Below are 26,025 nucleotides of genomic sequence, written 5' to 3' on the forward strand. Positions count from 1 at the left end.
TGGATCAGAAAATGAACGGCACAGAACCATGACAACGCTTCCAACCCATCTGCGGGTCCGGCCCATTGAGGCCGCGGATAATCCGCATATCGCCCAGGTCATCCGCATCGTTTCCGCTGAATTCGGCCTGACCGCCGATAAAGGCTTCACGGTTTCCGACCCGGATCTCGATCGCCTGTTTGAGCGCTACAGCGAAGCCAACAGTGCCTACTGGGTGATTGAACTGGAGGGAAAGGTTGTCGGCGGCGGCGGCGTTGCGCCGCTTCAGGGCGGCGATGACGGCACCTGCGAGCTGCAAAAAATGTATTTTATGCCAGCCGTACGCGGTATGGGCATGGCCAGAGAGCTGGCGATGCAGGCGATGGATTACGCCCGCGAGCGGGGATTCACCCACTGCTACCTGGAAACGACCGCCACGCTGACCCGCGCCATTCGTCTCTATGAGCATTTGGGCTTTGCGCATATTGATGGCCCGCTGGGCAGCACCGGCCATGTGGATTGTGAAGTGACCATGCTGCGGGCTTTATAGCCCGCGACATCAGAACGCGGCCTTATTCTGCTCCGCCCTGGCGCTTTACGCGGTCGCTGAGCGGAAGGCCGGGACGCCGCTGTGAAAGCGCAGTTCGCTGTCCGGTTCCTGAATCAGCTTCGCTTCCGTTTCACCGATTTTTCTCACCCGGGCGCTGATGTCGGTGGCTGAAATCTCCGCCGCCAGCGCCAGGTAATCCTGATAGTGCCGCGCTTCCGAACGCAGCAGCGAGACGTAAAACGCGGCCAGCTCCGCATCCAGGTGCGGGGCCAGGCTGGCAAAGCGTTCGCAGGAGCGCGCCTCAATATAGGCACCGCAGATTAGCTTATCCACCAGCGTCTGAGGTTCGTGCGTGGTGACTTCGCGCAGCAGCCCTTTCGCGTAGCGGCTGGCGGTGATTTTGATATAGGGAATGCCCCGCGCCTGCATGATCTCCAGCACCTGATAAAAGTGGTGCAGCTCTTCTTTAATCAGCAGCACCATTTTGTCGACCAGCTCTTCGCCGTAGGGCACTTCCGCCCGGCTGCCGATCGCTTTCGACAGCCCTTTATGCTGTTCCAGAAACGCCAGATCGGCGTTTTCGCTGTGGACAAACTGTTCCCACGGCCTGAGCCAGGCCAGCAGCGCGTCGCCGCTCTCTTTGTCCGCCACGTATTTGCGGATAAGCCACATAGCCGTTTGCGCCGCCTTCAGTTCACAGACAAGGTGGTCGGTCAGCAGCAGCGGCAAATTTTCCGGCCTGCGGGCTTCTTCTGTCCAGGCCAGAGGGGTTTTACAGTGCAGGAAAGCGTGAATGGGGGCGAGGAGGTGGTCGGTATTCATGCGGGAAAACGATCCGTTGCAAGCGTTAGGGTTATAAAATGCCGGGGACGTTCTCGCCTCCCCGGCCGGTTCGGTTAGTGACGGATGCCGTTATCCTCATCATCAATCATTTCCCCGTCGTCATCTTCATCTTCAGCGTCCGGATCTTCGAAGTAGGTGCCCCAGCCGTCATAATCCACGTTGTACTTCGCTGCCAGATCAATCAGCTGCTCAACCTGCACGTCGATCAGTTCGGCATTCAGCGCACCTTCGCTGAGAATGTCACAGCACATCACCTTGGTGCCATCTTCCAGATCCAGCTCTTCAGGCTCGGTAACCTCATAACCCAGCTTGAACGCTTCCACCGCCGCCTTTTCCAGCGCGTCGAAGCTGTCGCAGGAGAGGTGGTGTTCGATGGTGTAAAGCGCATCGGGATCGCTGCCGTCATCCAGCAACTCTTCAATAATCAGCCGCGTCTCTTCACGCTGCTCTTCCAGCAATGCTTCATTAGCCATGATCCGTTCCTCTGTGTGTGGCGTCTTTGACAAGTATTTTCCCACACTGCCCATCCCGCCACTACCTTTATAGAAAAGTTTATTGCCGTCGGGGTTGAAAATGCATATCCATACGTTTAGATTGAATTTAAATTCAATAATAACCCTATGGAGTGCTTTATGAGTCAGTTATATCAACGCCACTTTCTCAGGCTGCTCGATTTTACCCCGGCTGAGCTAACCGCGCTGCTGGCGCTGGCCGCCACGTTAAAGACCGATAAGAAAAATGGGGAGGAAGTTCAGCACCTGAAAGGCAAAAACATCGCGCTCATCTTCGAAAAAGACTCGACCCGTACCCGATGCTCTTTCGAAGTTGCCGCCTACGACCAGGGTGCCAACGTGACCTGGATTGGCCCGAGCGGCAGCCAGATTGGTCATAAAGAGTCGATGAAAGATACCGCCCGCGTGCTGGGCCGGATGTATCACGGCATTCAGTATCGCGGTTACGGTCAGGCGCTGGTTGAGTCGCTGGCCGGACATGCTGGCGTGCCGGTCTGGAACGGGCTGACCGATGAGTTCCACCCCACCCAGCTGCTTGCCGATCTGCTGACCATGCAGGAGCATCTGCCGGAAAAAGCGTTCAGCCAGATGACGCTTGCCTACGTGGGCGATGCGCGCAACAACATGGGGAATACCATGATGGAAGCCGCCGCGCTGACCGGGCTGGATCTGCGTCTGGTCGCGCCAAAAGCGTGCTGGCCGGATGAGGCGCTGGTGGCGGAATGCCGTCAGGCGGCGGAGAAATCGGGCGGTAAAATCACCCTGACCGACGATGTCGCCGACGGCGTGAACGGCGCGGATTTCATCTATACCGACGTCTGGGTGTCGATGGGCGAGCCAAAAGAGGTGTGGAAAGAGCGAATTGCCCTGCTGCGCGCCTACCAGGTTAACAGCGCCATGCTGGCGCTGACCGGCAATCCACAGGTGAAATTTTTGCACTGCCTGCCCGCGTTTCATGACGATCAGACCGTGCTTGGCCGGCAAATGGCGGAGCAGTATGACCTGCATGGCGGTATGGAAGTGACCAATGACGTATTTGAATCGGCCCATAGCGTGGTGTTCGATCAGGCGGAAAACCGGCTGCACACGATTAAGGCGGTGATGGTCGCGACGCTGGCAAAACTGCCCTGATCGCGCGGCGGGCAAACGATTACCCGGCCAGCGTTTTTTTCTTGCTGCCGTGGCCCGAACGCGTATAATCTCCTCCGTTTGCCGGGAGAACGCATGAAACTGAGTACCGTTAACATTGCTGAACTGACGCGCCTCGCCACAGGCGGGCAGTGCCGTTTTTCCTGTTCCGGCATGACCGATCGTAAAAAGAAGCCCCTCGTTGAGGGGCTTTTTTTTGTCCGTTTTTCCGCCAGCCGGCACGCATAAGAGGTGTGAAGATGGCCAATCCGCTGTATCACAAACACATTATTTCGATTAACGATCTGAACCGCGACGAGCTGGAACTGGTGCTGGATACGGCCGCCAGCCTGAAAGCCACCCCGCAGCCGGAGCTTCTGAAGCACGCCGTGGTGGCGAGCTGTTTCTTTGAAGCGTCCACCCGCACGCGTCTCTCTTTCGAGACCGCCATGCATCGCCTCGGCGCCTCGGTCGTGGGCTTTGCCGACGGCGGTAACACCTCGCTGGGTAAAAAAGGCGAGACGCTGGCCGACACGATTTCGGTTATCGGCACCTACGTGGATGCCATCGTGATGCGCCATCCTCAGGAAGGCGCCGCCCGCCTGGCGACCGAGTTTTCAGGCGGCATTCCGATCCTGAACGCCGGTGACGGGGCCAATCAGCATCCTACGCAGACGCTGCTGGATCTGTTTACCATTCAGGAAACCCAGCACCGTCTGGATAACCTGAACGTGGCGATGGTCGGCGATCTGAAGTATGGCCGCACCGTCCATTCACTGGCGCAGGCGCTGGCGAAGTTCGACGGCAACCGCTTCTGGTTTATTGCGCCGGATGCGCTGGCTATGCCCGCCTACATCACCGATATGCTGGATGAAAAAGGCATCATCTGGAGTCGCCACGACAGTATCGAAGAAGTGGTGCCGCAGGTGGATATCCTCTATATGACCCGCGTCCAGAAAGAGCGCCTCGACCCGTCCGAATACGCCAACGTTAAGGCGCAGTTTATTCTGCGTGCGGCGGATCTGGCTGGCGCACGTGACAATATGAAAGTGCTGCACCCGCTGCCGCGAATTGATGAGATCACCACCGACGTGGATAAAACGCCGTACGCCTGGTATTTCCAGCAGGCGGGCAACGGCATCTATGCGCGCCAGGCATTGCTGGCGCTGGTGCTGAACAGCGAACTGGCTCTGTAAGGGGGAACGAAGATGACGCAGGATAATAAACTTCAGGTCGAAGCGATCAAACGCGGCACGGTAATCGACCATATCCCGGCGCAGATCGGCTTTAAGCTGCTCTCGCTGTTTCGCCTGACGGAAACCGACCAGCGCATTACCATTGGCCTGAATCTGCCGTCACGCGAGCTGGGCCGCAAGGATTTGATTAAGATCGAAAACACCTTCCTGACGGACGATCAGATCAACCAGCTGGCCGTTTACGCGCCGCACGCTACGGTTAACCGCATTGATAATTATGAAGTGGTGGGGAAAATCGCCCCCACGCTGCCGGAGCAGATTGAGCGGGTGCTGACCTGCCCGAACAGTAACTGCATCAGCCGCAGCGAGCCGGTCAACTCCAGCTTTACCGTGAAAAAACGTAATGATGACGTGCAGTTAACCTGTAAATACTGTGAAAAAGGCTTCGCCCATCACGTAGTGCTGGCGAACTGGTAATCGCCGGACCGCGGCTTATAATGAGGCGGTAACGGGCGGTGCTCACCGCCTTCGCCGGCGTTTATCGAGGCTGATAAACGCCTTTCACAGAGGGCGAAGTGATTCGCCCCGCCGGAAATCACCGGGCGCAGCAGCGTCCGCGGAATCGAACGTTGTTCATGGAGAAATTATGACTCGCGAAATCAGCACTGAAAACGCCCCCGCCGCCATCGGCCCTTACGTGCAGGGCGTCGATCTCGGCAGCATGATCATCACCTCTGGCCAGATCCCCGTTAACCCAAAGACCGGCGTCGTCTCTGATGACATCACGGCACAGACCCGTCAGTCTCTGGAAAACGTGAAGGCCATCGTCGAGGCCGCCGGCCTGAACGTAGGCGATATCGTTAAAACCACCGTGTTCGTGAAGGATCTGAACGACTTCGCGACCGTCAACGCCGCCTATGAAGCCTTTTTCATCGAATATAACGCCAGCTTCCCGGCGCGCTCCTGTGTGGAAGTGGCGCGCCTGCCGAAAGATGTGAAAATCGAAATCGAAGCGATCGCGGTCCGTCGCTGATGCGCTCTCCTCTCCCGCTGGCGGGAGAGGAGGCCCGCTCTATTTGCCTGCCCTCAGCAGTTTCTCTACCGGATAAACCAGCGCAATCACCACCTCATCCTGCGTGGCCGCCGCCTTATCCAGCGCATCCTGCATTGCCGCCTTCTTCTGACTGTCGAAAGCCGTGTCGCTTTCCATCGCATCAAGCAGCGACAGCCCTATCGCGCTGACGGCAGCAACCTGCCGGGCGACCGGCTGGAGCGGCTTCAGCTGATAGTTCTGCATCAGCACCGGCATCACCGCCGGCACGTTCTGCTGCCACGCCAGCAGCTGATGACGCACGGCCTGCATCGCCTGTCGGTCATCACGGTTTTTTATCAGCGCATCCACCTGGTGGTTCAGCTTACGCACTTTATCGCTTTCCGCAGGCAGAACATCCGCAAGGCGATTTAATGGCTCGCTCAGATCGTAGTGTCCCGCCTGGAATTTCAGGTGCTGGCGGGTATAGTACTGCGCCGGTTCCAGCGCTTCGGCCAGGATCTGCAACGGGATGGTGTCGCTGCCGTTGGCAAGCCGGATCATCTGCCGCTGCGCCTGAGCGTGCTGCTGGAGGCCAACCGACACCGCAGACCAGCTGTCTACCGCCGCCAGACGGCGGTACATATTTTCTTCACTGGTGACGTCCTGAGCCGACCAGAGGCGTTCTGCCACCACAAAGGCGCGGGGCCAGAGGCGGCTGTCGATGACCTGAGGATTAACGATTTCGGCCCAGAGCGCCGCCTCGCCGCCTAACAGGTTAGCCTTCATCTGCTGCGCGTCAGGAACCGTAGGCTGGATGCCTTCCGGGACGTTCTCCAGCCGGCTGCCCTGGACCGGATAGCGTACATTGCCCACCAGCATATAGCCGCTCAGGCTGTCGCCCGTCGTGACAACCGGTTTGAATACGCCCATCCAGGTATCCACGCTGAAGGTGACGCGGTCGGGCGACAGCCAGGTAATATCGCGCACCATCCGCCGCGACTTCCCGGCAAAATCAACAAAGCCCCGCCAGCGGTCGCCCTGCTGGATAAGCGTAAAGCTGCCTTTTACCGCGCTGCCTTTCAGACGAGGCATGATGAATGACCAGCTGTGGGTAATGTCGCCCGGCTGTAGCCGATCCTGCCCCTTCAGGCCCGACGGATAGACCTCATTGCGGTAGTGGTACGACGCGGGCTGGGCCTGATCGAGATAGAAGCCGGCGGAGAGAATGCCACGATAGTCATCTTTACTGACTTCACCCAGTGCATCCTGCCCTTGCCAGGACTGGATCAGGATGCTGTGAGGCAGATCGGGATGCGCAATCTCATCCCAGCCGACCATTTTGCGCTGATGTTTTTCAAGGATCTTCTCCACGCGCTGGTTGAACCAGACCTGTAAGGCATGTTCATCCTTCAGGCCTTTCTCCTGCATAAAACGCTGGATCTTTGCCGACGCTTTCCACTGAGAAGCGTCTACCTCATCACCGCCGATATGCAGCCAGGGATCGGGGAAAACCGCCGCCACTTCGCCAATCAGCGTATCGATAAAGGCGTAAACCTTTTCATTACTGGGATCGAGCAGCGGTTTGAACACGCCCCAGCCACGCTCGATCTGCCACGGACCTGGCGCGCTGATCAACTCTGGCATCGCCGCCGCCAGCGCCGTTGCGTGACCGGGGAAATCGATCTCCGGCACCACGCGCACGCCACGATCCGCCGCGTATTTAACGATCGCTTTCATCTCCTGCTGGGTATAGAAGAGACCATCGCTGCCCTTCTCCTGAAGCTGTGGAAAGTGCTCCGAGGCGAATCGCCAGCCCTGATCGTCCGTCAGGTGCCAGTGAAAGACGTTCATTCGCGCCGCCGCGATGCCGTCGATCTGCCGGCGGATCGTCTCAAGCGGCATAAAGTGCCGGGATGAATCGATCAGAATCCCGCGCCAGGGGAAACGCGGGCTGTCCTGGATCTCCACCAAGGGGATCGCGCTGTTCGTTGGGGTGTTCTCCACCAGCTGTAGCAGCGTTTCCATCCCGTGCAGCGCCCCAAAACGGGTTGCGGCCTCCAGCCTGATGCCATCAGCGGATACCTTCAGGCTGTAGCTTTCATCGCTGTCAGGTTGCGGAAGCGGATCGACGCGCTGCTGTATCACAATCAGCAGGGTGGGCTTCGCCGGAGAGGCCGGCTGTGGCATCATTTCCCAGCCCGTTTGCAGACCGACGCGCTGTCGTAAACGCATAACGGCCTCATCCAGATTATCGCCGTCAACGCGGACGGAAAAATGGTTATCCAGCGCCAGACTTCCCCCGCTGGCAGGCTGCGTCACCTGCTGGGGCCAGGGCATCAGCGGCAGATTTCCGGCGGGGCTGGCAGAGGTGACAAAAGTCGCGAGCAGCGAGGTGACGAGCAACGTATAGCGCAGGGGCCTGGGCAAGGGAACACTCTCCTGAAGGAACGTGGGATAAAAAACGCACAGACCTTCATAAAACATAATTCGCGTTACACATCAAGTTACAAACGGCAGGCGGCCACCGCGCTCTCCGATTTTGTGATGGGCTTAACGCCAGATTATTCTCACTTTTTTGCATCACGTTCGCGGTGAAACGGTAGACAGAACAGCCTGTGGCGGCTATACCGCTGCTGACGGAAAAAAATTTTTACCTGTAGAGTGGGTGCGGTGGTTTCACCTTCTGAGTTAATAGCTAACCTTAGTAAGAGATTAAAAAAGCAAAGCATCTTCACAGGAACGGGCGGATCTTTTCACCCTGATAACGGGATTGAGCAATGAATAAAACTCCACCCTGGTGGCAAAACGGCGTTATCTATCAAATTTACCCCAAAAGCTTTCAGGACACGACGGGCAGCGGCATGGGCGATCTGGCCGGCGTGGTTCAGCGGCTGGACTACCTGAAGAAGCTGGGCGTGGACGCCATCTGGTTGACGCCGTTCTATATTTCACCGCAGGTGGACAACGGCTACGACGTCGCCAACTATACCGCTATCGATCCCATCTTCGGCACGATGGCCGATTTTGATACGCTGGTTGAGGAGACTCACCGTCGCGGTATGCGCCTGATCCTGGATATGGTCTTTAACCACAGCTCAACCCAGCATCACTGGTTCCATGAGGCGCTCGACCGTGATAGCCCTTACCGCTCTTACTACATCTGGCGCGATGGCACGCCTACCGTGCCACCCAATAACTGGCTTTCCAAGTTTGGCGGAAGCGCGTGGCGCTGGCACCCCGAGAGCGGGCAGTACTATATGCACCTGTGGGCACCGGAGCAGGCGGAACTTAACTGGGAAAATGACAATCTGCGCGCCGAGCTGAAGCAGATTGTTAACTTCTGGGCGGATAAAGGCATCGACGGGCTACGGCTGGACGTGGTGAATCTGGTCTCGAAGGATCTGGATTTCCCTGATGACCCAACGGGCGACGGGCTGCGTTACTATACCGACGGACCCCGCATTCACGAATATATGCAGGAGATGAGCCGTGACGTGTTCAAACCGCGGGAGCTGATGACCGTGGGCGAAATGTCCTCCGCCACTCTGGAGCACTGCCAGCGCTACGGCGCCCTCAGCGGTGAAGAGCTGTCGATGGTGTTCAGCTTCGATCACGTTGAGGTCGATTTCTATAACGGGCAGAAGTGGACGCTGACGCCGCTCGATCTGGTGGCGCAGAAGGCGATTTTTACCCACTGGCAGCAGGGCATGCATAACAAAGCGTGGAACGCCCTGTTCTGGTGTAACCACGATCAGCCGCGCGTGGTCTCCCGCTGGGGCGATGAAGATCGGTATCGCGTTCAGTCGGCGAAGATGCTGGCGATGGTGCTGCACGGTATGCAGGGCACGCCCTATATTTTTCAGGGGGAAGAGCTGGGCATGACCAATCCCCACTTTACCCGCATCCTCGACTATCGTGATATTGAAAGTCATAACATGTATGCCGAACTGCGTTCGCAGGGGCGCGACAGCGATAACCTGCTGGCTATTCTCGCCAGCAAATCCCGTGATAACGGGCGCACGCCCGTTCCGTGGAACGCGGGCGAAAATGGCGGCTTCACCACCGGCACGCCGTGGATCGGCATGAGCGATAATATCGAAACCATTAACGCTGAAGCGGCGGTCGCCGATGAGCAGTCGGTGTTTTATACCTATCAGAAGTTGATCAAGCTGCGTAAAGAGTATGCCATTCTGACCTGGGGTGATTACCTCGACCTGCTGCCTGAGCACCCTTATCTCTGGTGCTACTGTCGCCGTATGGAGAAAGAGACGCTGGTGGTCGCCACCAACTTCAGCGGTGATACTCAGGTCTGGCATCCGCCCGCTTACAGCGGCCACTGGGAGGTGCTGTTAAGCAACTATCCGGATACGCATGTGACGCCGGGTGAGGTGATGCTGCGTCCCTGGGAGGCCGTGTGGTGGTACCAGAAGCGGAGCTGACCAACCCAGCAGGATAACACTCTCCGGCCCGCCTCAGGAGGTTGCAGGCGGGCCGGACTCAGACCGGCTCGAACAGCGCGGCAAGATCGGCGCTGGTAAAAAGACCGGGTTCGCTCAGTCCCTCTTCCAGAATACCGCCCGCCAGTTCAGCCTTCTGCTGCTGGAGAGTCACAATTTTCTCTTCAATACTGCCTGCGGCAATCAGCTTATAGACAAACACCGGCTTATCCTGCCCCAGCCGCCAGGCGCGATCGCTTGCCTGGTTCTCGGCTGCCGGATTCCACCAGGGATCGTAGTGGATCACCGTATCTGCCGCCGTCAGGTTCAGGCCGACGCCGCCCGCTTTGAGGCTGATCAGAAAGACGGGGACCTCACCTTCCTGAAAACGACGCACCGGTTCGTTGCGGTCCCGGGTGCTTCCCGTCAGCGTGACAAAAGGGATCTTCGCTTTCTGTAACTCTTCGGCGATCAGCGACAGCATCGTCGTGAACTGCGAAAAGATCAGAATACGACGATCTTCCGCCAGCAGCTCGCTGAGCATTTCCCGCAGCAGCGCCAGCTTAGCGGAATGCTTTACCTTCACCGCTTTATCCGGGCTGACCAGACGCGGATCGCAGCAGATCTGCCGCAGCTTCAGCAGCGCCTCAAGCACCAGCAGATGGCTGCGCCCGGCGCCCTGCTGCTCGACCGCCAGACGGACGCGATCCTGCATGGCGCTGCGCACCGACTCATACAGCTCGCGCTGGGCCCCTTCCAGCGCCACCGAGCGGACGATGGTATTTTTTGGCGGCAGCTCTTTTGCCACTTCCATTTTGCGCCGGCGCAGCATAAAGGGCCGGATGCGTCTGGCGAGCAGATCGCGCCGGACCCGGTCGCCGTTGCGCTCGATGGGGATGCGCCACATCTGGGTGAACTCTTTTTCGCTGCCCAGAAAGCCCGGCAGCAAAAAATCAAACTGCGACCAGAGCTCGCCGAGATGATTTTCCAGCGGCGTTCCGGTCAGGCAGAGGCGATGGCGGGACTTGAGCGAGCGGATGACGGAAGCGGCGCGCGACGCGCTGTTTTTCACGTACTGGGCTTCATCCAGAATAAGAAGATGATAGCTGAAGCTAATCAGCTGCGGCTGATCGCGCCAGAGCAGTGAGTAGGTCGTCAGCACGACATCATATTCTCCGATGCTGTCATAAAACGCCTTACGCTCAGGCCCGGTCAGCGCCAGTACCCTGAGTCCGGGCGCAAAGCGGCTGGCTTCCTGCATCCAGTTATACACCAGGGTCGTCGGCACCACGATCAGCGCTGGCCGGTCGAGCCGCCCGGCTTCTTTTTCCAGCAGCAGGTGCGCCAGCGTCTGGATAGTTTTGCCCAGCCCCATATCATCGGCCAGCACGCCGGAGAGATCGTGCGCGCGCAGGAATTGCATCCAGTTAACGCCCTGCTGCTGATAATCGCGCAGCTGTGCATGAAGACCTGATGGCGGCGCAACCGGCTGTATACCCTCGCTGGAGCGCAGCCGTTCCGCCAGCTGATACACGCCGCTTTCACCAAAGAACTGCCAGCGTCCGGTATCGCTCAGCGCCGTCAGCCTGCCCGCCTCAAAAGGGGGCAGCCGCAGCGGCGTGCCGGTTTCCTGCATAAACAGATCGATCAGATTGCCGGCGACGGGCTTCAGCGTACCGGCACTGATATGCAGCCGTTCGTTGCGTTCGCCACGCAGTTCAATCACTTCATTGTCGGGAATAAGCGAAAGATCGCCGGCAAACCAGCGACGATCCTGCTGAAACAGCGTAGCCAGTAAAGGTTGCAGGTTCTGCTGCCTGCGGCCAACCGATACCGCCAGCGATACCCTGAACCCGCCATCCGCTTCCTGTTCCGCCCGGCCGTTTATCGTTTTGATCTCGGTGATATTCCAGCTGAAATCATCATCCATACTGACTCGCCAGCCCTGCCTGCGCAGCTTCGGCAGCGTCGAGCGGATAACATCCCGCCAGCCGGAGGCGATTTCCGGTGCAAAAATAACGGGCGGCAGCGGCGCGGATTCCGGCGTATAGATATGCGCGGCGGGGATGGTATTCAGACCGGCAGCATTGAGTTCCTGCAGCCAGCGCTGTTCACGTTCCAGCTGGCGGCTGACGTGAAAAAGACGGCCTTTGCCATCGGCGAAGCGCTCGCCGGGACTGCCCGCCGCAATGCTGACGCCCGCATAGTCGAAATGCAGGGAAGCAAAGTCCAGCCGCTTCTGCCGGTGGCCGTAGCGGCCAAACCCGCTGATAAATTTCGCGCGGGACTCCAGCCGGAGGAAAGGTATGGGTTCGACGCTGAGGCTGCCGGCCGCAGCGTCAGCCGGGCCGGTCTGTGGTCGCTGCAGCCACGCCAGCATCACCGCCGCCACATGGCGACAGTTGTTTTTCACCGGGCAGGTGCACTCACCGCTGGCGTGCAGCTGACCCTGAGGCTGGCTGAAATGGACGATAACCTGGAAAGGTTCGATTTTTCTGCCGGGGACTTCACCGGTTAGCAGGTTATTTTCCCAGTGAATATTCTGCGCTTTTTCCACCAGGCCTTTCGCTCTGGCGACGGTACGCGCACCGATCCACCGGCTTACCTGTTTTTCATTGTATGTCACAGAAGGCATCAGAGAGTATCCCGGGACCTGAGCAACGCCATGTTTGCTCCGCATAACAGGCAATAATATGAATTCCTTTACCTGTTATGCAACCGTGTTGAGCCTTCAGGCGCGCAAATTTTCCGGAAATGTCCGGCATTCCTCCTGTGACGCCGTCTCCGGCCAGAGATGCATCGCCAGGCGGGCAACCTGCTTCAGCACCTTACTGCCGGCCCCGTCCCGCGCCTGCAGCGACATCCCCTGCTGGAGGCTGACGTAAAGCCGGGCCAGTGTCGCAACATCCGTTTCCGGCGGCAGTTCACCTGTCGCCACGCCGCGCTTAAGACGTGCCGTTAGCAGCTGCAGGCCTTGATAGCGGGAACGAATAACGACCTCACCCAGTCTGTCGTTCCCTTCGCTGGCGACGCCGGAAAGCGTGACCATGCAGCCGGGTGGAAAACCGTCGCGGGTGAGCGTTTCAGCCGAGCGGATCAGCCAGGCCTCAACCGCTTCCCGGGCGGTGGGCGCGGCCTCAAGCGGCTGCCAGATGTGTGGGGCGATTTGCTGAGCGTAGTGCTCAATAGCGGCCAGATAGAGATCTTCTTTACTGCCAAACGCCGCGTACAGACTTGGCGAACTGATGCCCATGACACGATAAAGGTCGGCCATTGAGGTTGCGGTATAGCCTTTTTCCCAGAACAGCAACATAGCGGCGGTCAGTGCTTCTGTACGATCAAAATTTCTTGGTCTGCCTCTTGATGTCATTACGGCCTCTTATTTTGTGTCGATCGATATAATAATCCGGTTGACGGCCTGATTCAACCGCGCTTAGGATGCTTTCTGTATCAATCGACACATAAATGAGGTTTACCATGAAATCACTGATCGGAAAGCGTGCTTTGATTACCGGCGCCAGCCGGGGACTGGGTCGTGCTATCGCTCTTCAGCTGGCCTCTGATGGCGCGGATATCGCCATTACTTATGAAAAATCGTCGGAGAAGGCGGCGGCTGTAGTGGCGGAAATTGAGGCGCTCGGTCGCCGTGCCGTGGCTATTCAGGCCAGCACGGCGGTCACGGAAGATATCTCCCGCTCCGTTAAGGAGACGCTGGCTGCGCTGGGTGGGCTGGATATTCTGGTCAATAATGCCGCCGTGGCGCGCGGGGGTCCGCTGGAAGAGATGGCGCCAGAGGATATTGATATTATGCTGAACGTTAACGTGCGCGGCGTGGTGCTGACCACCCAGGCCGCCCTGCCGCACCTGAACGAAGGCGCAAGAATTATCAATATCGGCAGCTGTCTGGCTCAACGTGTACCGATGCCGGGCGTCAGTGTTTACGCGATGACCAAATCAGCCCTGCTCGCTTTTACCTGCGGGCTGGCGCGTGATTTGGGGCCTAAAGGCATTACGGTGAATCTGGTCCATCCCGGCCCGACGGACAGCGATATGAATCCTGCGGAAGGCGAAGGCGCAGCAGCCCAGCGGCAATATATTGCGCTTGGGCACTATGGCCAGGCGGAAGATGTGGCTGCCGCCGTCGCCTTTCTCGCCAGTCCGGCAGCCCGCCAAATCACCGGCACCAGCCTGAACGTTGACGGCGGTATTAACGCCTGAGAAGCCATCTCCATCCTTAAGCCTGTTAAAGCGCGAATCCGCGTTGACTCTGCCCAGCCTTCTGCTTTCTGCAAAGGCTGGCTACTACTTTCTCACCCGCTAACGCATCCGTAAGCCGCAGGCTAATCCACCTCGCGCCAGTCGCCTGTCTGGCTGCGCCCTTGCAGAACAGCCTAATCGCAACTGATTAACTTTGCTGCGCCCTTTTTTAATCTTTGTTTCAGGTCAATAAATTCGCAGTTATAAAAGGAGAAAACCCTATATATAGCGCTTACTATGTCTGTGTATACCTACATATAGACAATTAGCGCGAGGAAAGGTAATGGTTTCCAGGGTGATAAAACGGGACGGCTGCAAGGTGGCTTTTGATGAAGCGCGCATTCACGACGCCGTCCGGGGTGCGGCCCGTGCGGCCGGTATTGACGACAGCCTGTACTGTAGCAGCGTTACCCGCGAGATTTGTCAGCAGCTTCAGCCGCAGGAAAGCGTGGATATCCATGATATCCAGGACGCGGTTGAAAACCAGCTGATGACTGGCCCCTACCCCGAGCTGGCCCGGACCTATATTGAATATCGCCACGACAGAGATATTGCCCGCGAGCTGCGCGGCAACCTTAATAAAGCGATCCGCGGTCTGGTCGAGCAGAGTAACCCCGCGCTGCTGAATGAAAATGCCAATAAAGACAGCAAGGTGATCCCCACCCAGCGTGACCTGCTGGCGGGTATTGTGGCGAAGCATTACGCCACGCAGCATCTTCTCCCGCGTGATGTGGTGCTGGCGCACGAGCGTGGCGAGATCCACTATCACGATCTCGACTACTCCCCTTTCTTCCCCATGTTCAACTGTATGCTGATCGATCTGAAGGGCATGCTGACCAGAGGCTTTAAAATGGGCAATGCGGAGATCGAACCGCCAAAATCGATCTCCACAGCGACCGCCGTGACGGCGCAGATCATCGCTCAGGTAGCCAGCCACATCTATGGCGGCACCACCATTAACCGCATCGACGAGGTGCTGGCGCCTTTCGTCGAAGCCAGCTGGCAGAAACATCGGGCCATCGCTGAAGAGTGGCGTATCCCCGACGCCGACGCCTATGCGCACACCCGGACGGAGAAAGAGTGCTACGACGCCTTCCAGTCACTCGAGTATGAGGTGAATACGCTGCATACCGCTAACGGGCAGACGCCGTTCGTGACCTTCGGTTTTGGTCTCGGCACCGGCTGGTCCGCGAGGCTGGTTCAGCAATCCATCCTGCGCAACCGCATCGCAGGCCTGGGCAGAAATCATAAAACGGCGGTCTTCCCCAAGCTGGTGTTCGCCATTAAAGCGGGACTGAACCGCTCGCCGGCCGATCCGAATTACGACATCAAGCAGCTGGCGCTGGAGTGCGCCAGCAAGCGCATGTACCCCGATATCCTTAACTACGAGCAGGTGGTGAAGGTTACCGGCTCGTTCAAGACGCCGATGGGCTGCCGCAGCTTTCTCGGCACCTGGGAGGAAAATGGCGAGCTTGTGCATGAAGGCCGCAATAATATTGGCGTTATCAGCCTGAATCTGCCGAGAATCGCGCTGGAAACAGCGGGGGATGAAACGGCTTTCTGGGCGCTGCTGGACCGCCGTCTGCTGCTGGCGAAAAAAGCGCTGATGACCCGGATTGCCAGGCTGGAGAATGTAAAGGCCCGCGTTGCCCCGATCCTGTATATGGAAGGTGCCTGCGGCGTCAGGCTCAAGGCGGACGATAACGTGGCGGAGATCTTTAAAAACGGGCGCGCTTCTATTTCGCTGGGGTACATCGGCCTGCACGAAACCATAAACGCGCTGTGCGGCGGAGAAACCCATCTCTATGATGACGTCGCGCTGCGTGATAAAGCCGTGGCTATCGTCACCCGTCTGCGGGAGGCCGTGGACAGCTGGAAGGAGGAGACCGGCTACGGCTTCAGCCTCTACAGTACGCCAAGCGAGAACCTGTGCGACCGCTTCTGCCGTCTGGATGCCGCAGAGTTTGGCGTGGTGCCCGGCGTGACCGATAAAGGCTACTACACCAACAGCTTCCATCTGGACGTGGAGAAGAAGGTTAATCCTTACGACAAAATCGACTTTGAGGCCGCCTATCCGCCAATCGCCAGCGGCGGCTTTATCTGTTACGGCGAGTATCCCAATATCCAGCACAACCTTAAGGCGCTGGAGGATGTGTGGGACTACAGCTACAGCCGCATCCCCTACTACGGCACCAATACGCCCATCGACGAATGCTACGAGTGCGGCTTCAGCGGAGAATTTGAGTGCACCAGCAAAGGCTTCACCTGCCCGAAATGCGGTAACCATGATGCGGCCCGCGTGTCGGTAACCCGGCGGGTTTGCGGCTACCTGGGCAGCCCCGACGCCCGTCCCTTCAACGCCGGTAAGCAAGAAGAGGTGAAGCGCCGCGTCAAACATATGGCGACAGGCCAGCTGGGATGAATATTCATCAGTATTACCCGGTCGACATTGTCAACGGGCCGGGAACCCGCTGCACGCTGTTTGTCGCCGGGTGCGAGCATCAGTGTGAGGGCTGTTATAACAAAAGCACCTGGCGGCTCAATTCCGGCACGCCGTTTACCGTGCAGCATGAGGAGCAGCTGATTGCCGATCTCACCGACCGCCGTATCCCCCGCCAGGGTTTGTCACTTTCAGGCGGCGATCCGCTGCATCCGGCCAACGTGCCGGACGTGCTGAGGCTGGTAAAGCGGGTACGGCGGGCTTGTCCGGGGAAGGATATCTGGATGTGGACGGGCTATCAGCTGGATGGGCTCACCGCCGCCCAGCGGGAAGTGGTAAAGCTGGTGGACGTACTCATAGACGGGAAGTTCATCCAGGCCCTGAAAGATCCCTCGTTACCCTGGCGCGGCAGCAGCAATCAGGTTATTCACTACCTGCGAAAGTAAACTTCAGGCTCTGATGCGGCGTAGCGCCAGCAGCGATCAGCCCTCTTCCCGTGGGATCTGACCGGACTCAATGATATTCAGGCTCTGCCCGCACGGTGAAAACGCCTCCCGCATCATTACCGCCGCCACATCTTTTGCCGACACGGCCCGCCAGTTGCCCGGAAGGTGCTTAAAAAGCGGCGCCATAAAGGATTCTCCGCTGCGTTTGTTTTCGCGATTGCCCAGCAACAGCGAGGGCCGGACCAGCGTCAGGCGCGGCCACTGCTCCTGCGTCAGCGCATTTTCCATTTCGCCCTTTACCCGATTGTAAAAAAAGGGAGAACGGGTACTAGCGCCATGGGCGCTGACCACCAGCAGATGTTTCGCGCCGAGCCGCTGACCGGCTATCGCCGTATCCACCACTAGCGTGTAATCAACGTGAACAAAAGCAGCTTTAGATCCCGCCTCACGCCGCGTAGTGCCCAGGCAGCAGAAGACCAGGTCCAGCGGCGTTTTCAGCGGCCCCAGTGAATCCGTCAGATCGTCTTCGACAAGATTTGTTACCTTATCCATCTCCGGTAGCTTCCGCCGGGTTGGCGCAATAATTTCGCTGACCCTCGGATCGTCGATCAGTTTTCGCAGCAGATGGCGGCCAACCAGTCCGGTGGCACCTGTTATCAGAATCCGGCTCATAAAATCTCTCCTTTTCAACCAGTTTAGCTGCTTCCTGAGCCGCGGAGAAACAATTAGCTGATTCCGCGATCCTTAGCCTGAACGGCCCCGCTGCCTTGATTTTTCAGAATGACCAACCACACTTAGCGGTACTGAACGACATAAACACCGGAGGAAAAATGAAGAAGATTGCGGTTCTGATTACGGATGAATTTGAAGATTCAGAATTTACCTCTCCCGCAGAGGCCTATACCAAAGCGGGCCACCAGGTCGTGACCATTGATAAGAAAGCGGGCGTCACCGTGACCGGCAAAAAGGGTAAGGCGACGGTTAAGATCGATAAAGATATCGACCACGTCAAGGCGGATGAATTTGATGCGCTGCTGCTGCCAGGCGGCCACTCACCGGACAGCCTGCGCGGAGACGACCGCTTTGTTAACTTCACCAAAGAGTTTATGGCGCTGGGCAAACCCGTCTTTGCTATCTGTCACGGCCCTCAGCTGCTGATCAGCGCCAACGCCGTACGCGGACGTAAGATGACTTCGGTAAAAGCGATTGCCATCGATCTGAAGAATGCGGGCGCGGATTTTTACGATAAAGAAGTGGTGGTTGATAACGATAAACTGGTTACCAGCCGCACACCAGACGATCTGCCCGCCTTTAACCGGGAATCTTTACGTATCCTGGAGACGGCATAAGCTTGTATAAGCCGGGTTCGCCCGGCTTTTTCTTTTTTATGATAGTGAAAAAGTAACCCGCCTTGATCCCTCAGCGTGCTTCACGTACCCAGCTCAGCTTTTTCCCAAAACCCAGGGCATTATCGGTCATTTTCAGCTCATGCAGCCTGATCTCCCAGATCGGCGCAGAAGCCCTGGCGGCAACGGGGAATCGCCGGATATAGCGCTGGCGCGCCAGCGCCTCTTCCTCCCCTTCCAGCAGGAGAATACGTCCGGCATACTGAACGCCTTTGATCAGCATAACGGATTTAGGTTGCCCGCTGATCGTACCGGCAACCTGCGGATCGTTTGCGATCAGCTGACCATGCCGGGTCTCTTTTTCGGTCATCAGCCAGAAGGCGACGCGCCCGGGGTCAAAAACATAAAAACAGTTGGCGCACCAGACAGGATTGCCGCTACAGAGGGAGAGAACGTGCTGCTTTTTCAGATAGCGGCTGATAGCGTCAAGCGAACTGGAATCGGACATAATGGCCTCCCTGGTAAACCGCCACTGTGCCACAGGCCCGGGACTGTTGACCAGCAGCAGGGTGAAACAGAGAAACGTTCGCCTTATATAAGTACAGTGAGCGATGAGGTAGAGAAGCAGTAATGAAAAGCAGCGAAGCCGCCCTGTGGCGGCTCTATATTGTCCGTACCGCCAGCGGCGTGCTTTACACCGGCATAACCAATGATGTGGCCAGGCGTTTCTTACAGCATCAGACGGGAAAAGGGGCGAAGGCGCTGCGTGGGAAAGGCCCGCTTGAGCTGATATTTCACTGCGAGGCGGGCGATCGCGCCAGCGCCTCAAAGCTTGAATATCAGGTCAAGCAGCTAAAAAGGCAGGATAAGATCAGGCTGGTTACCCACCAGCCTGCTTCCCTGAGCGCCTGGCTTCAGGCACTCAGGAACGGTTGAACGGCGCGGCGTAATCGATCTGACCTTCAATCTGATTAAACGCCTCATCGGACAGCTTATAGACCTGAAAAGCCGCTTCCGTGCCCGGCCAGCGGCAGCGCAGCTGGTGACGCGCGGCCGGCTCAAAGCCGAGGCGACCGTACCAGGCGGGATCGCCCATGACCACCACGGCGGCATAGCCAAACTCATTCAGCGTATCCAGCCCTTCATAAATCAGCTGTTTTCCCAGCCCCTGGCGGCGCACGCTTTCATCGACCACCAGCGGTGCCAGTCCGACCCACTGACGATCTTCACCGTTCAGCGTCACCGGGCTGAATGCGGCATAGCCCAGCACCTGGCCCTCGTCATCCGTCGCCACCACGCCCAGCGTCAGCAGCCCGTCTTCACGCAGCTGCTGAACCAGCTCAGCTTCCGCAGAGGTATCAAAATTCCGGCGCAACAGACTGTCTATGCTGGCCGCATCCACCCCTATTTCAGTACGAATTAACATGATGCACCTGCGCGATCCTCGGGGGAAGTCGCGTCCTCAGTCAGTCCTCTCTCTACCTGGTCAGCCAGTTGCATGAGTCCGAAGCGCAACGGTGCCGGCATGTGTTCAAGTTCAATGGCGTCCATAAGGTTTTTCACTTCCAGCCCCAGCTCGGTATCCCCTTCGATAACCAGACGTCGCTGGAAGAAAAGCGTATCCGGATCCATTCTGCGGGCAGCCACGAGCAGCAGATCGTTCGCGTCACCGCGAAACCAGACGTCCGCCGCTTCCCGCGCCTCAACGCGCAGCGTTCCCTGCTCCAGGGTCGTTGCCCAGCGCAGACCGAGATCGCGGATTTCAATGCCAAGCCATCGTCCTTCAAGGAAGTCTAACTCACCTTCGGCAAGAGCATGATGAAATTGCCAGCCCAGCAGCTGTTGCAGCAGCTTTTTCTTCAGCACGAAGGGAGCAAACCGTAGCGGAAAGCGCAAATATTGGGGTCCTTTGCGGACAAGCTGCGCACGTAACTGGTTCAACACCATTTTCACTCCTTACCAATAAATTTCGGCTATTTTGCCATACTGACGAATTGCATCCGGCGGCTGGATCAACAAAACGTAAGAACTTATGGCGTTATGACCCTGAATCCATTTCTCATCAATACGCGATTAGCTGCCTCAAATCAAAAATTGTCACCGCCAGCCTGTCTAGACTTAACGGCCCTTAGGTTTTCCGGAATTCGTTATGGAACTGCTTTGCCCCGCCGGTAATCTGCCAGCGCTGAAGGCGGCGATCGAGAATGGCGCCGACGCTGTCTATATCGGTCTGAAAGATGACACCAACGCCCGCCATTTCGCCGGTCTGAATTTTACCGAAAAGCGCCTCCAGGAGGCGGCCCGTTACGTGCATCAGCATAGACGCAAACTGCACGTTGCGATCAATACTTTTGCTCATCCGGATGGCTATGAACGCTGGCAGAGAGCGGTTGATATGGCCGCAAACGCGGGCGTGGACGCGCTGATTCTGGCGGATATCGCCATGCTGGAGTATGCCACGGAGCGCTACCCGCATATTGAACGGCACGTTTCTGTGCAGGCCTCTGCAACCAATGCTGAAGCGGTCAATTTTTACCAGCGCCACTTTGACGTGGCCCGCGTGGTGCTGCCCCGCGTGCTGTCAATGCATCAGGTACGCCAGCTCTCCCGCACCACCACCGTGCCGCTGGAGGTTTTCGCCTTCGGCAGCCTGTGCATTATGGCCGAAGGGCGCTGTTATCTCTCCTCCTACCTGACCGGCGAATCCCCCAACACCGTAGGCGCCTGCTCTCCCGCCCGCTATGTCCGCTGGCAGCAAACGCCGCAGGGGCTGGAGTCGAGGCTGAATGAGGTGCTGATTGATCGCTATGAAGCCCAGGAGAACGCCGGCTATCCGACGCTCTGTAAAGGCCGCTACAAGGTGGAGGACGCCCGCTATCACGCGCTTGAGGAACCGACCAGCCTGAACACGCTGGCGCTGTTACCCGAGCTGCTGGGGGCCAATATCGCTTCTGTAAAAATCGAGGGGCGTCAGCGCAGCCCGGCCTACGTCGGGCAGGTTGCGCGCATCTGGCGTCAGGCTATCGATCGCTGCAAGGCCAGTCCTGAGCGCTTTACCGTTCAGCAAAACTGGATGAGCGCGCTCAGCGCATTAAGTGAGGGCACGCAGACCACCCTGGGCGCCTATCATCGTCAATGGCAGTAGGATATCCCATGAAATATGCAATCGGTCCGGTACTGTGGTACTGGCCAAAAGAAACGCTACAGGACTTTTATCTGGCTGCGGCGGAAAGTGACGCGGAGATCGTTTATCTGGGGGAGGCTGTCTGTAGCAAACGCCGCGCAACCAAAGTGGCGGACTGGCTGGCGATGGCAAAAGAGCTCGCCGCATCCGGCAAGCAGGTGGTGCTCAGTACGCTGGCGCTGGTGCAGTCCGGCTCGGAGCTCACTGAGCTGAAACGCTACGTTGATAACGGTGAGTTTCTGATCGAAGCAAACGATATGGGTACGGTAAATATGGCGGCGGAAGCGGGCCTGCCTTTTGTGGCCGGTCATGCGCTGAACTGTTATAACGCCGTCACGCTGCGCCTGCTGTTGAAAATGGGCATGGTGCGCTGGTGCATGCCGGTGGAGCTGTCGCGCGACTGGCTGAAAAACCTGCTGACGCAGTGCGAGTCGCTGGGTATTCGTCATCAGTTCGATGTCGAAGTCCTGAGCTACGGCCATCTGCCGCTGGCCTGGTCCGCCCGCTGCTTTACGGCAAGGGCTGAGAACCGGGGTAAGGATGACTGTCAGACCTGCTGCATCAACTGGCCGCAGGGACGGGCGCTCCGGTCGCAGGAAGATCAGCAGGTATTCGTTCTGAACGGGATTCAGACCATGAGCGGCTATTGCTATAACCTGGGCAATGACCTGATCTCAATGCAGGGGCTGGTGGATATCGTGCGGCTGTCGCCGGACAGTAAGGAGACGCTGGCAATGGTTGGTCGTTTTCGCGCCAACGAAACCGGCCAACATCCCCTGACCCTCGGCTCACACCAGCACTGTAACGGCTACTGGCGCCAGGTCGCCGGGCTGGCGCTGGTCAGCTAACGCGTGACGACAGGCTGTGCCGTTATCTGCGCTGCGCAAAAGTAGATGCCATCAACGGCCCTGCGCGGTAGCCTCAGCGGATTTCCTCTCCCCGGTTCAGGCGATGCAACCACTCAGCCGGGCCGGGATCCCACCGTTTTTCCGCAGGGAACTGAATCCTGTTTGACTCTGAGAAATGCTGAGTAATACTGGTCTGTCTGGCCCCTGAGTTTGTCAGCTAACACAACGCAGCCGGGCGCGTCATAACTGAAAAGTGCTGCAAACTGCCAATTTCTTCGCGGTAAGATCGTTTAGGCTGCTTCTATGTATTGGTGCGCTAACCTCAATGGTTCGCCTGCAGTCCGGCCTTGCTGCATCTGCACGTCTGTGAGTGAAAGTTAGCTTCCGCCCTTCAAATAAGTGAGCGAGTATGTCTGATAATAAAACGGTTCCACTGTCAGTTCTCGATCTGGCCCCCATCCCACAGGGCGCCGTCGCGCGCGACGCTTTCCACGCCTCACTGGCGCTGGCGCAGCAGTCTGAAAAACTGGGCTATAACCGCTACTGGCTGGCGGAACACCACAATATGACCGGCATCGCCAGCGCGGCCACCTCGGTGCTGATTGGCTATCTTGCGGCGAATACCCAGACGCTGCGCCTGGGTTCCGGCGGCGTGATGCTGCCTAACCACGCGCCGCTGGTGATTGCCGAACAGTTCGGCACGCTTGAGTCCCTCTATCCCGGACGTATCGATCTGGGCCTGGGCCGCGCACCCGGTTCCGATCAGCGTACTATGATGGCGCTGCGGCGTCATATGGGCGGCCATATGGATAACTTCCCGGCCGACGTCGAGGAGATGCTGAACTGGTTTGACGCGTCGGAAGATGACCGGCCTGCGGTGCAGCCCGTGCCGGGCCTGGGGCTGAAAATTCCCGTCTGGCTGCTCGGCTCCAGCCTCTACAGCGCGCAGCTTTCGGCCCGGCTCGGTCTGCCGTTTGCCTTCGCCTCACACTTCGCGCCGGATATGCTGCTGCAAGCGCTGCATCTTTACCGCGAGAACTTCAAGCCCTCGGCGCGCCTGGAGAAACCGCATGCGATGGTCTGCGTCAACGTCGTGGCGGCCGACAGCGAGCGAGATGCGCGCTTCCTCTTCACCTCCATGCAGCAGCAGTTCATTAACCTGCGTCGCGGCATGCCGGGTCCGCTGCCTGAGCCGGTCGAAAACATGGATAACCTCTGGTCTCCGTCCGAGCAGTACGGCGTACAGCAGGCGCTGAGCATGTCTGTCGTGGGTGATAAGGAGGCGGTCCGCAGCGGCCTTGCGACGCTGATTCGGGAAACACAGGCGGATGAGATCATGGTGAATGGTCAGATTTTTGACCAGCAGGCGCGCCTGCGCTCCTTTGCGCTGGCGATGGAAGCTCACCAGTCGCTGTAGTCCGTTCGCCAGCGGCGGCGGCAACGCTGCCCTGCTGCTGGCGATTCCGGGAAAGCCTGTGGTTAATAACGCAGCCTGAACGCCCCGCTGATAATAATCAGGAACGCCAGCCCCATCAGGGTAAAGGCGACATACAGGCTGGAAAGATGCGCGACCCAGCCCAGCAGCGCCGGGCCGCCCAGGATCCCCAGATAGCCCATCGTTGCCACCAGCGCCACCGACATATTGACCGGCATCACCTTTTCCTGTCCGGCGAGCGTGATCAGCACCGGGGCAATATTCGCGGCGCCAAGTCCTACCAGCGCAAAACCAATCAGTGACCACTCCCAGCCCGGCAGCAGTACCACGATCAGGTAGCCTGCCATGGCGATAAGCCCGCCATAGATCAGGACGCGCTGGCGTCCCAGCCGGCTGACCACCGCATCGCCGGTCATTCTCATCAGCGACATGGTCAGGGAAAACAGGGCAAAGCTCCATCCCGCATGCTCCAGCGCCAGACCACGATCTTCCGTCATAAAGACGCCGCTCCAGTCAATGACCGCACCTTCCGCCATAAAACAGATCATGGTCATCACGGCCATCAGCACCAGCCGGAAATTGGGACGCGCCTTCGGTTTTATTCCGCCCTGCTCTTCATGATTGCCAAAAGGAAGTAGCGCAGTGAAGGAGAACAGCGTCACGAGGACAATCAGGCTGACAGCCACAAAAGTGCTCATCGCTGGCGTCACACCCAGACCGAACAGCAGCGCTCCCCCGCCCGCGCCCGCGATCCCACCGACGCTCCACAGGCAATGGAAGCCGGACATCAGCGGCTTACCGGCCGCCTGCTCAACCAGCGAGCCCTGCACGTTGACCGCCACATCCGTCAGCCCAATCCCCATGCCAAAGATAAACAGGCTGAGCGCCAGCATCGGCAACGTATCCAGCATCGACAGCAGCGGTAGCATCAGGCTGTAGAGAATAACGGAACCTACGATAACGGCCCGGCAGCCAAACCGGCCGATGATGCGTCCCGATCCCAGCATCGACAGCAGCGACCCCGCGCCAAGGCAGAGCAGCAGCAGGCCCAGCTCTCCGGCCGCCGAGCCTGTACGCTGCTGAGCAAAAGGCACCAGCGCTGCCCACAGCCCCATTGCCATACCGGTGATAAAGAAAATCGCCCGGGTGGCGATGCGCTTGTCATGGCTGCCAGCCATAACCATTACGTTATCAACAGACATAGCTGGCTACCTTCCGTGAATATGCAGAGTGAATGACCCGTTATTAAAACACTTTTAATAAGTGGAAATTATATTCATGCCGCCTGAAAACTGTCAAATCCTTAGCGGAATTTTCCAGCACAAATATGGCACAAGGGAAAAGGTAAAGAGCGGTTCATCCGCCAAAAAGCCGGTGCAGCATATAGCGCTGGCTGCTCAGTTCCGCGATCCCCTGCAGGTAGTCAGGCCGGACAGCATGACGGAAGACGAGGTGGGGAATATGCCTTTCGGGAATATGGTCAGCGCAGCGCTGGCGGATTAGCGGCAGCATCTCTTCACGGAGGCGCGGCCCGGCAAGGGCGACCGTCACGGGATTGATCATCGCGGCCAGCGAGGCCAGAATTTTGCCCAGCTCATCGGTGAGCGACAGATTCTCCCCGTTTTGCCAGGGCAGACAGGAAACTTCGCCCGCAAAAAAGCTGGCTCCCTGTAACACCTGACCATTAATCACAATACCGCAGCCGGTGCAGGGCACGTCCGGCTTGAGAATATAGGCGACCGGCGCTGAGGTGTCCGCACAGCTGCTGCGATAGAAGCCCCAGGCGGTGTAATTCATATCGTTATCTACCTGCACGTACAGCCCAAACCGCTGCTGTAGCGCCTGCACCACCGGCACGTTGACAAAGAGGCTGATATCGCAGGAGAGCACCACACCGTCCGTCACCACGCCGGGCAGACCGACCCCCAGCACCTTAATGCCAGGCCAGGCTTTGATCAGACTTTCCGCCTGCTGGTAGAAGTTTTCCAGCGTCAGCGGCATAAAATCCTGCTCCCCTTGCACGAGCATCTCTCCGGTGGCCGACGTTACTGACCAGACCAGCGTGGCGGAGGCGTCGCTGCCTTCCGCATACAGGCTGAGCACGGAATAAAAATCCGGATTGCAGGCATAGCGCTGGGCTGGCCGCCCGCCGCTCGAGGCCGCCTGCGCCACTATCAGCGCCTCACCGCTCTGGCACAGCTCATTAAGTACCGTGCCACAGGTCGCCACGCTCAGCCCGGTTTCCGCTGCCACCTCTGACTTCGTGACCGCGCCCTGAGATTTCAGCGCTTCGATAACCTGCACGACGTTATTTTTTTTTATCTCCCGGGTCGTACGGGTGACAGGAATATTCATATCGCCTCACTGGCATTTTCGTTAACAGGGCTAATCT

General features: G+C 58.1%; 26 protein-coding genes. 15 read left to right on the plus strand and 11 right to left on the minus strand.

What is annotated here, in order from left to right; translation table 11 throughout:
* Positions 1 to 28 precede the first annotated feature (28 nt).
* The gene (locus AAH446_RS13915) at positions 29 to 529 is read left to right on the plus strand and encodes a GNAT family N-acetyltransferase (RefSeq protein ID WP_342907285.1); all 501 of its coding nucleotides are present in this window, start codon (positions 29 to 31) and stop codon (positions 527 to 529) included.
* A gap of 45 nt (positions 530 to 574) precedes the next feature.
* Here AAH446_RS13915 and miaE read toward each other — a convergent pair whose 3' ends face one another.
* Positions 575 to 1,351 (minus strand): tRNA isopentenyl-2-thiomethyl-A-37 hydroxylase MiaE, encoded by a 777-nt coding sequence (gene miaE / locus AAH446_RS13920; RefSeq protein WP_342907286.1) that lies wholly within the window; start codon positions 1,349 to 1,351, stop codon positions 575 to 577.
* A 74-nt stretch (positions 1,352 to 1,425) separates the two neighbouring features.
* Positions 1,426 to 1,845 carry a ribonuclease E inhibitor RraB gene (rraB, locus tag AAH446_RS13925; RefSeq protein ID WP_342907287.1) on the minus strand — a complete coding sequence of 140 codons (420 nt, stop codon included), beginning with the start codon at positions 1,843 to 1,845 and terminating at the stop codon, positions 1,426 to 1,428.
* A gap of 159 nt (positions 1,846 to 2,004) precedes the next feature.
* Here rraB and argF point away from each other — a divergent pair, with 159 nt between their 5' ends.
* The 5 genes from argF (at position 2,005) to ridA (ending at position 5,241) form a co-directional block, all read left to right on the plus strand.
* Positions 2,005 to 3,015 carry an ornithine carbamoyltransferase gene (gene argF / locus AAH446_RS13930; protein WP_342907288.1) on the plus strand — a complete coding sequence of 337 codons (1,011 nt, stop codon included), beginning with the start codon at positions 2,005 to 2,007 and terminating at the stop codon, positions 3,013 to 3,015.
* Between the two features lie 93 nt (positions 3,016 to 3,108).
* Positions 3,109 to 3,261, plus strand: coding sequence for a hypothetical protein (locus AAH446_RS13935; protein WP_342907289.1), 153 nt, complete (start codon positions 3,109 to 3,111; stop codon positions 3,259 to 3,261).
* Positions 3,262 to 3,272: 11 nt separating this feature from the next.
* Positions 3,273 to 4,208, plus strand: coding sequence for an aspartate carbamoyltransferase (gene pyrB / locus AAH446_RS13940; protein ID WP_342907290.1), 936 nt, complete (start codon positions 3,273 to 3,275; stop codon positions 4,206 to 4,208).
* A 12-nt stretch (positions 4,209 to 4,220) separates the two neighbouring features.
* Positions 4,221 to 4,685 (plus strand): aspartate carbamoyltransferase regulatory subunit, encoded by a 465-nt coding sequence (pyrI, locus tag AAH446_RS13945; RefSeq protein ID WP_342907291.1) that lies wholly within the window; start codon positions 4,221 to 4,223, stop codon positions 4,683 to 4,685.
* A gap of 169 nt (positions 4,686 to 4,854) precedes the next feature.
* Positions 4,855 to 5,241: a 2-iminobutanoate/2-iminopropanoate deaminase gene (ridA, locus tag AAH446_RS13950; protein ID WP_342907292.1), complete on the plus strand. Its 387-nt coding sequence runs from the start codon at positions 4,855 to 4,857 to the stop codon at positions 5,239 to 5,241.
* Between the two features lie 39 nt (positions 5,242 to 5,280).
* On the opposite strand, the gene AAH446_RS13955 is transcribed toward ridA, so the two are convergent.
* Positions 5,281 to 7,668, minus strand: a complete 2,388-nt coding sequence (locus AAH446_RS13955; protein WP_342907293.1) for a beta-N-acetylhexosaminidase — start codon at positions 7,666 to 7,668, stop codon at positions 5,281 to 5,283.
* A gap of 350 nt (positions 7,669 to 8,018) precedes the next feature.
* Between AAH446_RS13955 and treC the strand changes: the two genes are divergently transcribed.
* Positions 8,019 to 9,680, plus strand: a complete 1,662-nt coding sequence (gene treC, locus AAH446_RS13960; protein ID WP_342907294.1) for an alpha,alpha-phosphotrehalase — start codon at positions 8,019 to 8,021, stop codon at positions 9,678 to 9,680.
* A gap of 58 nt (positions 9,681 to 9,738) precedes the next feature.
* Here the strand turns inward: treC and AAH446_RS13965 are convergent, their stop codons facing one another.
* A complete protein-coding gene (locus AAH446_RS13965; protein WP_342907295.1) occupies positions 9,739 to 12,312 on the minus strand; it encodes a DEAD/DEAH box helicase in 2,574 nt (857 codons plus the stop codon).
* 96 nt (positions 12,313 to 12,408) lie between these two features.
* A complete protein-coding gene (locus tag AAH446_RS13970; RefSeq protein ID WP_342907296.1) occupies positions 12,409 to 13,047 on the minus strand; it encodes a TetR/AcrR family transcriptional regulator in 639 nt (212 codons plus the stop codon).
* A gap of 107 nt (positions 13,048 to 13,154) precedes the next feature.
* On the opposite strand from AAH446_RS13970, the gene AAH446_RS13975 reads away from it, so the two are divergent.
* From AAH446_RS13975 to nrdG, 3 genes are all read left to right on the plus strand, one after another.
* A complete protein-coding gene (locus AAH446_RS13975) occupies positions 13,155 to 13,895 on the plus strand; it encodes a 3-oxoacyl-ACP reductase family protein (protein ID WP_342907297.1) in 741 nt (246 codons plus the stop codon).
* A 322-nt stretch (positions 13,896 to 14,217) separates the two neighbouring features.
* Complete coding sequence (nrdD, locus tag AAH446_RS13980; RefSeq protein WP_342907298.1) at positions 14,218 to 16,356, plus strand: anaerobic ribonucleoside-triphosphate reductase; 2,139 nt, start codon at positions 14,218 to 14,220, stop codon at positions 16,354 to 16,356.
* On the plus strand, positions 16,353 to 16,820 hold the full coding sequence (nrdG, locus tag AAH446_RS13985; RefSeq protein WP_342907299.1) for an anaerobic ribonucleoside-triphosphate reductase-activating protein: 468 nt from the start codon (positions 16,353 to 16,355) through the stop codon (positions 16,818 to 16,820). Before nrdD ends, nrdG begins: the two co-directional genes overlap by 4 nt.
* Before the next feature lie 36 nt (positions 16,821 to 16,856).
* Here the strand turns inward: nrdG and AAH446_RS13990 are convergent, their stop codons facing one another.
* Positions 16,857 to 17,492 (minus strand): NAD(P)H-binding protein, encoded by a 636-nt coding sequence (locus AAH446_RS13990; RefSeq protein WP_342907300.1) that lies wholly within the window; start codon positions 17,490 to 17,492, stop codon positions 16,857 to 16,859.
* Between the two features lie 158 nt (positions 17,493 to 17,650).
* On the opposite strand from AAH446_RS13990, the gene AAH446_RS13995 reads away from it, so the two are divergent.
* Positions 17,651 to 18,169 (plus strand): type 1 glutamine amidotransferase domain-containing protein, encoded by a 519-nt coding sequence (locus tag AAH446_RS13995; protein WP_342907301.1) that lies wholly within the window; start codon positions 17,651 to 17,653, stop codon positions 18,167 to 18,169.
* Between the two features lie 70 nt (positions 18,170 to 18,239).
* Here AAH446_RS13995 and AAH446_RS14000 read toward each other — a convergent pair whose 3' ends face one another.
* Positions 18,240 to 18,674 carry a YhbP family protein gene (locus AAH446_RS14000; RefSeq protein ID WP_342907302.1) on the minus strand — a complete coding sequence of 145 codons (435 nt, stop codon included), beginning with the start codon at positions 18,672 to 18,674 and terminating at the stop codon, positions 18,240 to 18,242.
* 122 nt (positions 18,675 to 18,796) lie between these two features.
* Here AAH446_RS14000 and AAH446_RS14005 point away from each other — a divergent pair, with 122 nt between their 5' ends.
* A complete protein-coding gene (locus tag AAH446_RS14005) occupies positions 18,797 to 19,102 on the plus strand; it encodes a GIY-YIG nuclease family protein (protein ID WP_342907303.1) in 306 nt (101 codons plus the stop codon).
* On the opposite strand, the gene AAH446_RS14010 is transcribed toward AAH446_RS14005, so the two are convergent.
* Both AAH446_RS14010 and ubiT read right to left on the minus strand, forming a co-directional pair.
* Positions 19,089 to 19,592, minus strand: coding sequence for a GNAT family N-acetyltransferase (locus AAH446_RS14010; protein WP_342907304.1), 504 nt, complete (start codon positions 19,590 to 19,592; stop codon positions 19,089 to 19,091). The two genes, AAH446_RS14005 and AAH446_RS14010, sit on opposite strands and share 14 nt — an antisense overlap.
* Positions 19,586 to 20,113 (minus strand): ubiquinone anaerobic biosynthesis accessory factor UbiT, encoded by a 528-nt coding sequence (ubiT, locus tag AAH446_RS14015; RefSeq protein WP_342907305.1) that lies wholly within the window; start codon positions 20,111 to 20,113, stop codon positions 19,586 to 19,588. Before ubiT ends, AAH446_RS14010 begins: the two co-directional genes overlap by 7 nt.
* Positions 20,114 to 20,315: 202 nt before the next feature.
* On the opposite strand from ubiT, the gene ubiU reads away from it, so the two are divergent.
* The 3 genes from ubiU (at position 20,316) to AAH446_RS14030 (ending at position 23,615) form a co-directional block, all read left to right on the plus strand.
* Complete coding sequence (gene ubiU, locus AAH446_RS14020; RefSeq protein ID WP_342907306.1) at positions 20,316 to 21,311, plus strand: ubiquinone anaerobic biosynthesis protein UbiU; 996 nt, start codon at positions 20,316 to 20,318, stop codon at positions 21,309 to 21,311.
* A gap of 8 nt (positions 21,312 to 21,319) precedes the next feature.
* Positions 21,320 to 22,198 (plus strand): U32 family peptidase, encoded by an 879-nt coding sequence (locus AAH446_RS14025; RefSeq protein ID WP_463322818.1) that lies wholly within the window; start codon positions 21,320 to 21,322, stop codon positions 22,196 to 22,198.
* Between the two features lie 409 nt (positions 22,199 to 22,607).
* Positions 22,608 to 23,615 carry a luciferase-like monooxygenase gene (locus AAH446_RS14030; protein WP_342907308.1) on the plus strand — a complete coding sequence of 336 codons (1,008 nt, stop codon included), beginning with the start codon at positions 22,608 to 22,610 and terminating at the stop codon, positions 23,613 to 23,615.
* 62 nt (positions 23,616 to 23,677) lie between these two features.
* On the opposite strand, the gene AAH446_RS14035 is transcribed toward AAH446_RS14030, so the two are convergent.
* Positions 23,678 to 24,835: an MFS transporter gene (locus AAH446_RS14035; protein WP_342907309.1), complete on the minus strand. Its 1,158-nt coding sequence runs from the start codon at positions 24,833 to 24,835 to the stop codon at positions 23,678 to 23,680.
* A gap of 154 nt (positions 24,836 to 24,989) precedes the next feature.
* On the minus strand, positions 24,990 to 25,988 hold the full coding sequence (locus AAH446_RS14040) for an ROK family transcriptional regulator (RefSeq protein ID WP_342907310.1): 999 nt from the start codon (positions 25,986 to 25,988) through the stop codon (positions 24,990 to 24,992).
* Positions 25,989 to 26,025: the final 37 nt, after the last annotated feature.

The organism is Erwinia psychrophila (assembly GCF_039023475.1).
GTDB lineage: Bacteria > Pseudomonadota > Gammaproteobacteria > Enterobacterales > Enterobacteriaceae > Erwinia.

What these genes read in the sequence shown, in the direction of transcription:
- AAH446_RS13915 (WP_342907285.1), top strand. Translation starts at nt 29, where the DNA reads ATGACAACGCTTCCAACCCATCTGCGGGTCCGGCCCATTGAGGCCGCG.
- miaE (WP_342907286.1), bottom strand. Translation starts at nt 1,351, where the DNA reads ATGAATACCGACCACCTCCTCGCCCCCATTCACGCTTTCCTGCACTGT.
- rraB (WP_342907287.1), bottom strand. Translation starts at nt 1,845, where the DNA reads ATGGCTAATGAAGCATTGCTGGAAGAGCAGCGTGAAGAGACGCGGCTG.
- argF (WP_342907288.1), top strand. Translation starts at nt 2,005, where the DNA reads ATGAGTCAGTTATATCAACGCCACTTTCTCAGGCTGCTCGATTTTACC.
- AAH446_RS13935 (WP_342907289.1), top strand. Translation starts at nt 3,109, where the DNA reads ATGAAACTGAGTACCGTTAACATTGCTGAACTGACGCGCCTCGCCACA.
- pyrB (WP_342907290.1), top strand. Translation starts at nt 3,273, where the DNA reads ATGGCCAATCCGCTGTATCACAAACACATTATTTCGATTAACGATCTG.
- pyrI (WP_342907291.1), top strand. Translation starts at nt 4,221, where the DNA reads ATGACGCAGGATAATAAACTTCAGGTCGAAGCGATCAAACGCGGCACG.
- ridA (WP_342907292.1), top strand. Translation starts at nt 4,855, where the DNA reads ATGACTCGCGAAATCAGCACTGAAAACGCCCCCGCCGCCATCGGCCCT.
- treC (WP_342907294.1), top strand. Translation starts at nt 8,019, where the DNA reads ATGAATAAAACTCCACCCTGGTGGCAAAACGGCGTTATCTATCAAATT.
- AAH446_RS13965 (WP_342907295.1), bottom strand. Translation starts at nt 12,312, where the DNA reads ATGCCTTCTGTGACATACAATGAAAAACAGGTAAGCCGGTGGATCGGT.
- AAH446_RS13970 (WP_342907296.1), bottom strand. Translation starts at nt 13,047, where the DNA reads ATGACATCAAGAGGCAGACCAAGAAATTTTGATCGTACAGAAGCACTG.
- AAH446_RS13975 (WP_342907297.1), top strand. Translation starts at nt 13,155, where the DNA reads ATGAAATCACTGATCGGAAAGCGTGCTTTGATTACCGGCGCCAGCCGG.
- nrdD (WP_342907298.1), top strand. Translation starts at nt 14,218, where the DNA reads ATGGTTTCCAGGGTGATAAAACGGGACGGCTGCAAGGTGGCTTTTGAT.
- nrdG (WP_342907299.1), top strand. Translation starts at nt 16,353, where the DNA reads ATGAATATTCATCAGTATTACCCGGTCGACATTGTCAACGGGCCGGGA.
- AAH446_RS13990 (WP_342907300.1), bottom strand. Translation starts at nt 17,492, where the DNA reads ATGAGCCGGATTCTGATAACAGGTGCCACCGGACTGGTTGGCCGCCAT.
- AAH446_RS13995 (WP_342907301.1), top strand. Translation starts at nt 17,651, where the DNA reads ATGAAGAAGATTGCGGTTCTGATTACGGATGAATTTGAAGATTCAGAA.
- AAH446_RS14000 (WP_342907302.1), bottom strand. Translation starts at nt 18,674, where the DNA reads ATGTCCGATTCCAGTTCGCTTGACGCTATCAGCCGCTATCTGAAAAAG.
- AAH446_RS14005 (WP_342907303.1), top strand. Translation starts at nt 18,797, where the DNA reads ATGAAAAGCAGCGAAGCCGCCCTGTGGCGGCTCTATATTGTCCGTACC.
- AAH446_RS14010 (WP_342907304.1), bottom strand. Translation starts at nt 19,592, where the DNA reads ATGTTAATTCGTACTGAAATAGGGGTGGATGCGGCCAGCATAGACAGT.
- ubiT (WP_342907305.1), bottom strand. Translation starts at nt 20,113, where the DNA reads ATGGTGTTGAACCAGTTACGTGCGCAGCTTGTCCGCAAAGGACCCCAA.
- ubiU (WP_342907306.1), top strand. Translation starts at nt 20,316, where the DNA reads ATGGAACTGCTTTGCCCCGCCGGTAATCTGCCAGCGCTGAAGGCGGCG.
- AAH446_RS14025 (WP_463322818.1), top strand. Translation starts at nt 21,320, where the DNA reads ATGAAATATGCAATCGGTCCGGTACTGTGGTACTGGCCAAAAGAAACG.
- AAH446_RS14030 (WP_342907308.1), top strand. Translation starts at nt 22,608, where the DNA reads ATGTCTGATAATAAAACGGTTCCACTGTCAGTTCTCGATCTGGCCCCC.
- AAH446_RS14035 (WP_342907309.1), bottom strand. Translation starts at nt 24,835, where the DNA reads ATGTCTGTTGATAACGTAATGGTTATGGCTGGCAGCCATGACAAGCGC.
- AAH446_RS14040 (WP_342907310.1), bottom strand. Translation starts at nt 25,988, where the DNA reads ATGAATATTCCTGTCACCCGTACGACCCGGGAGATAAAAAAAAATAAC.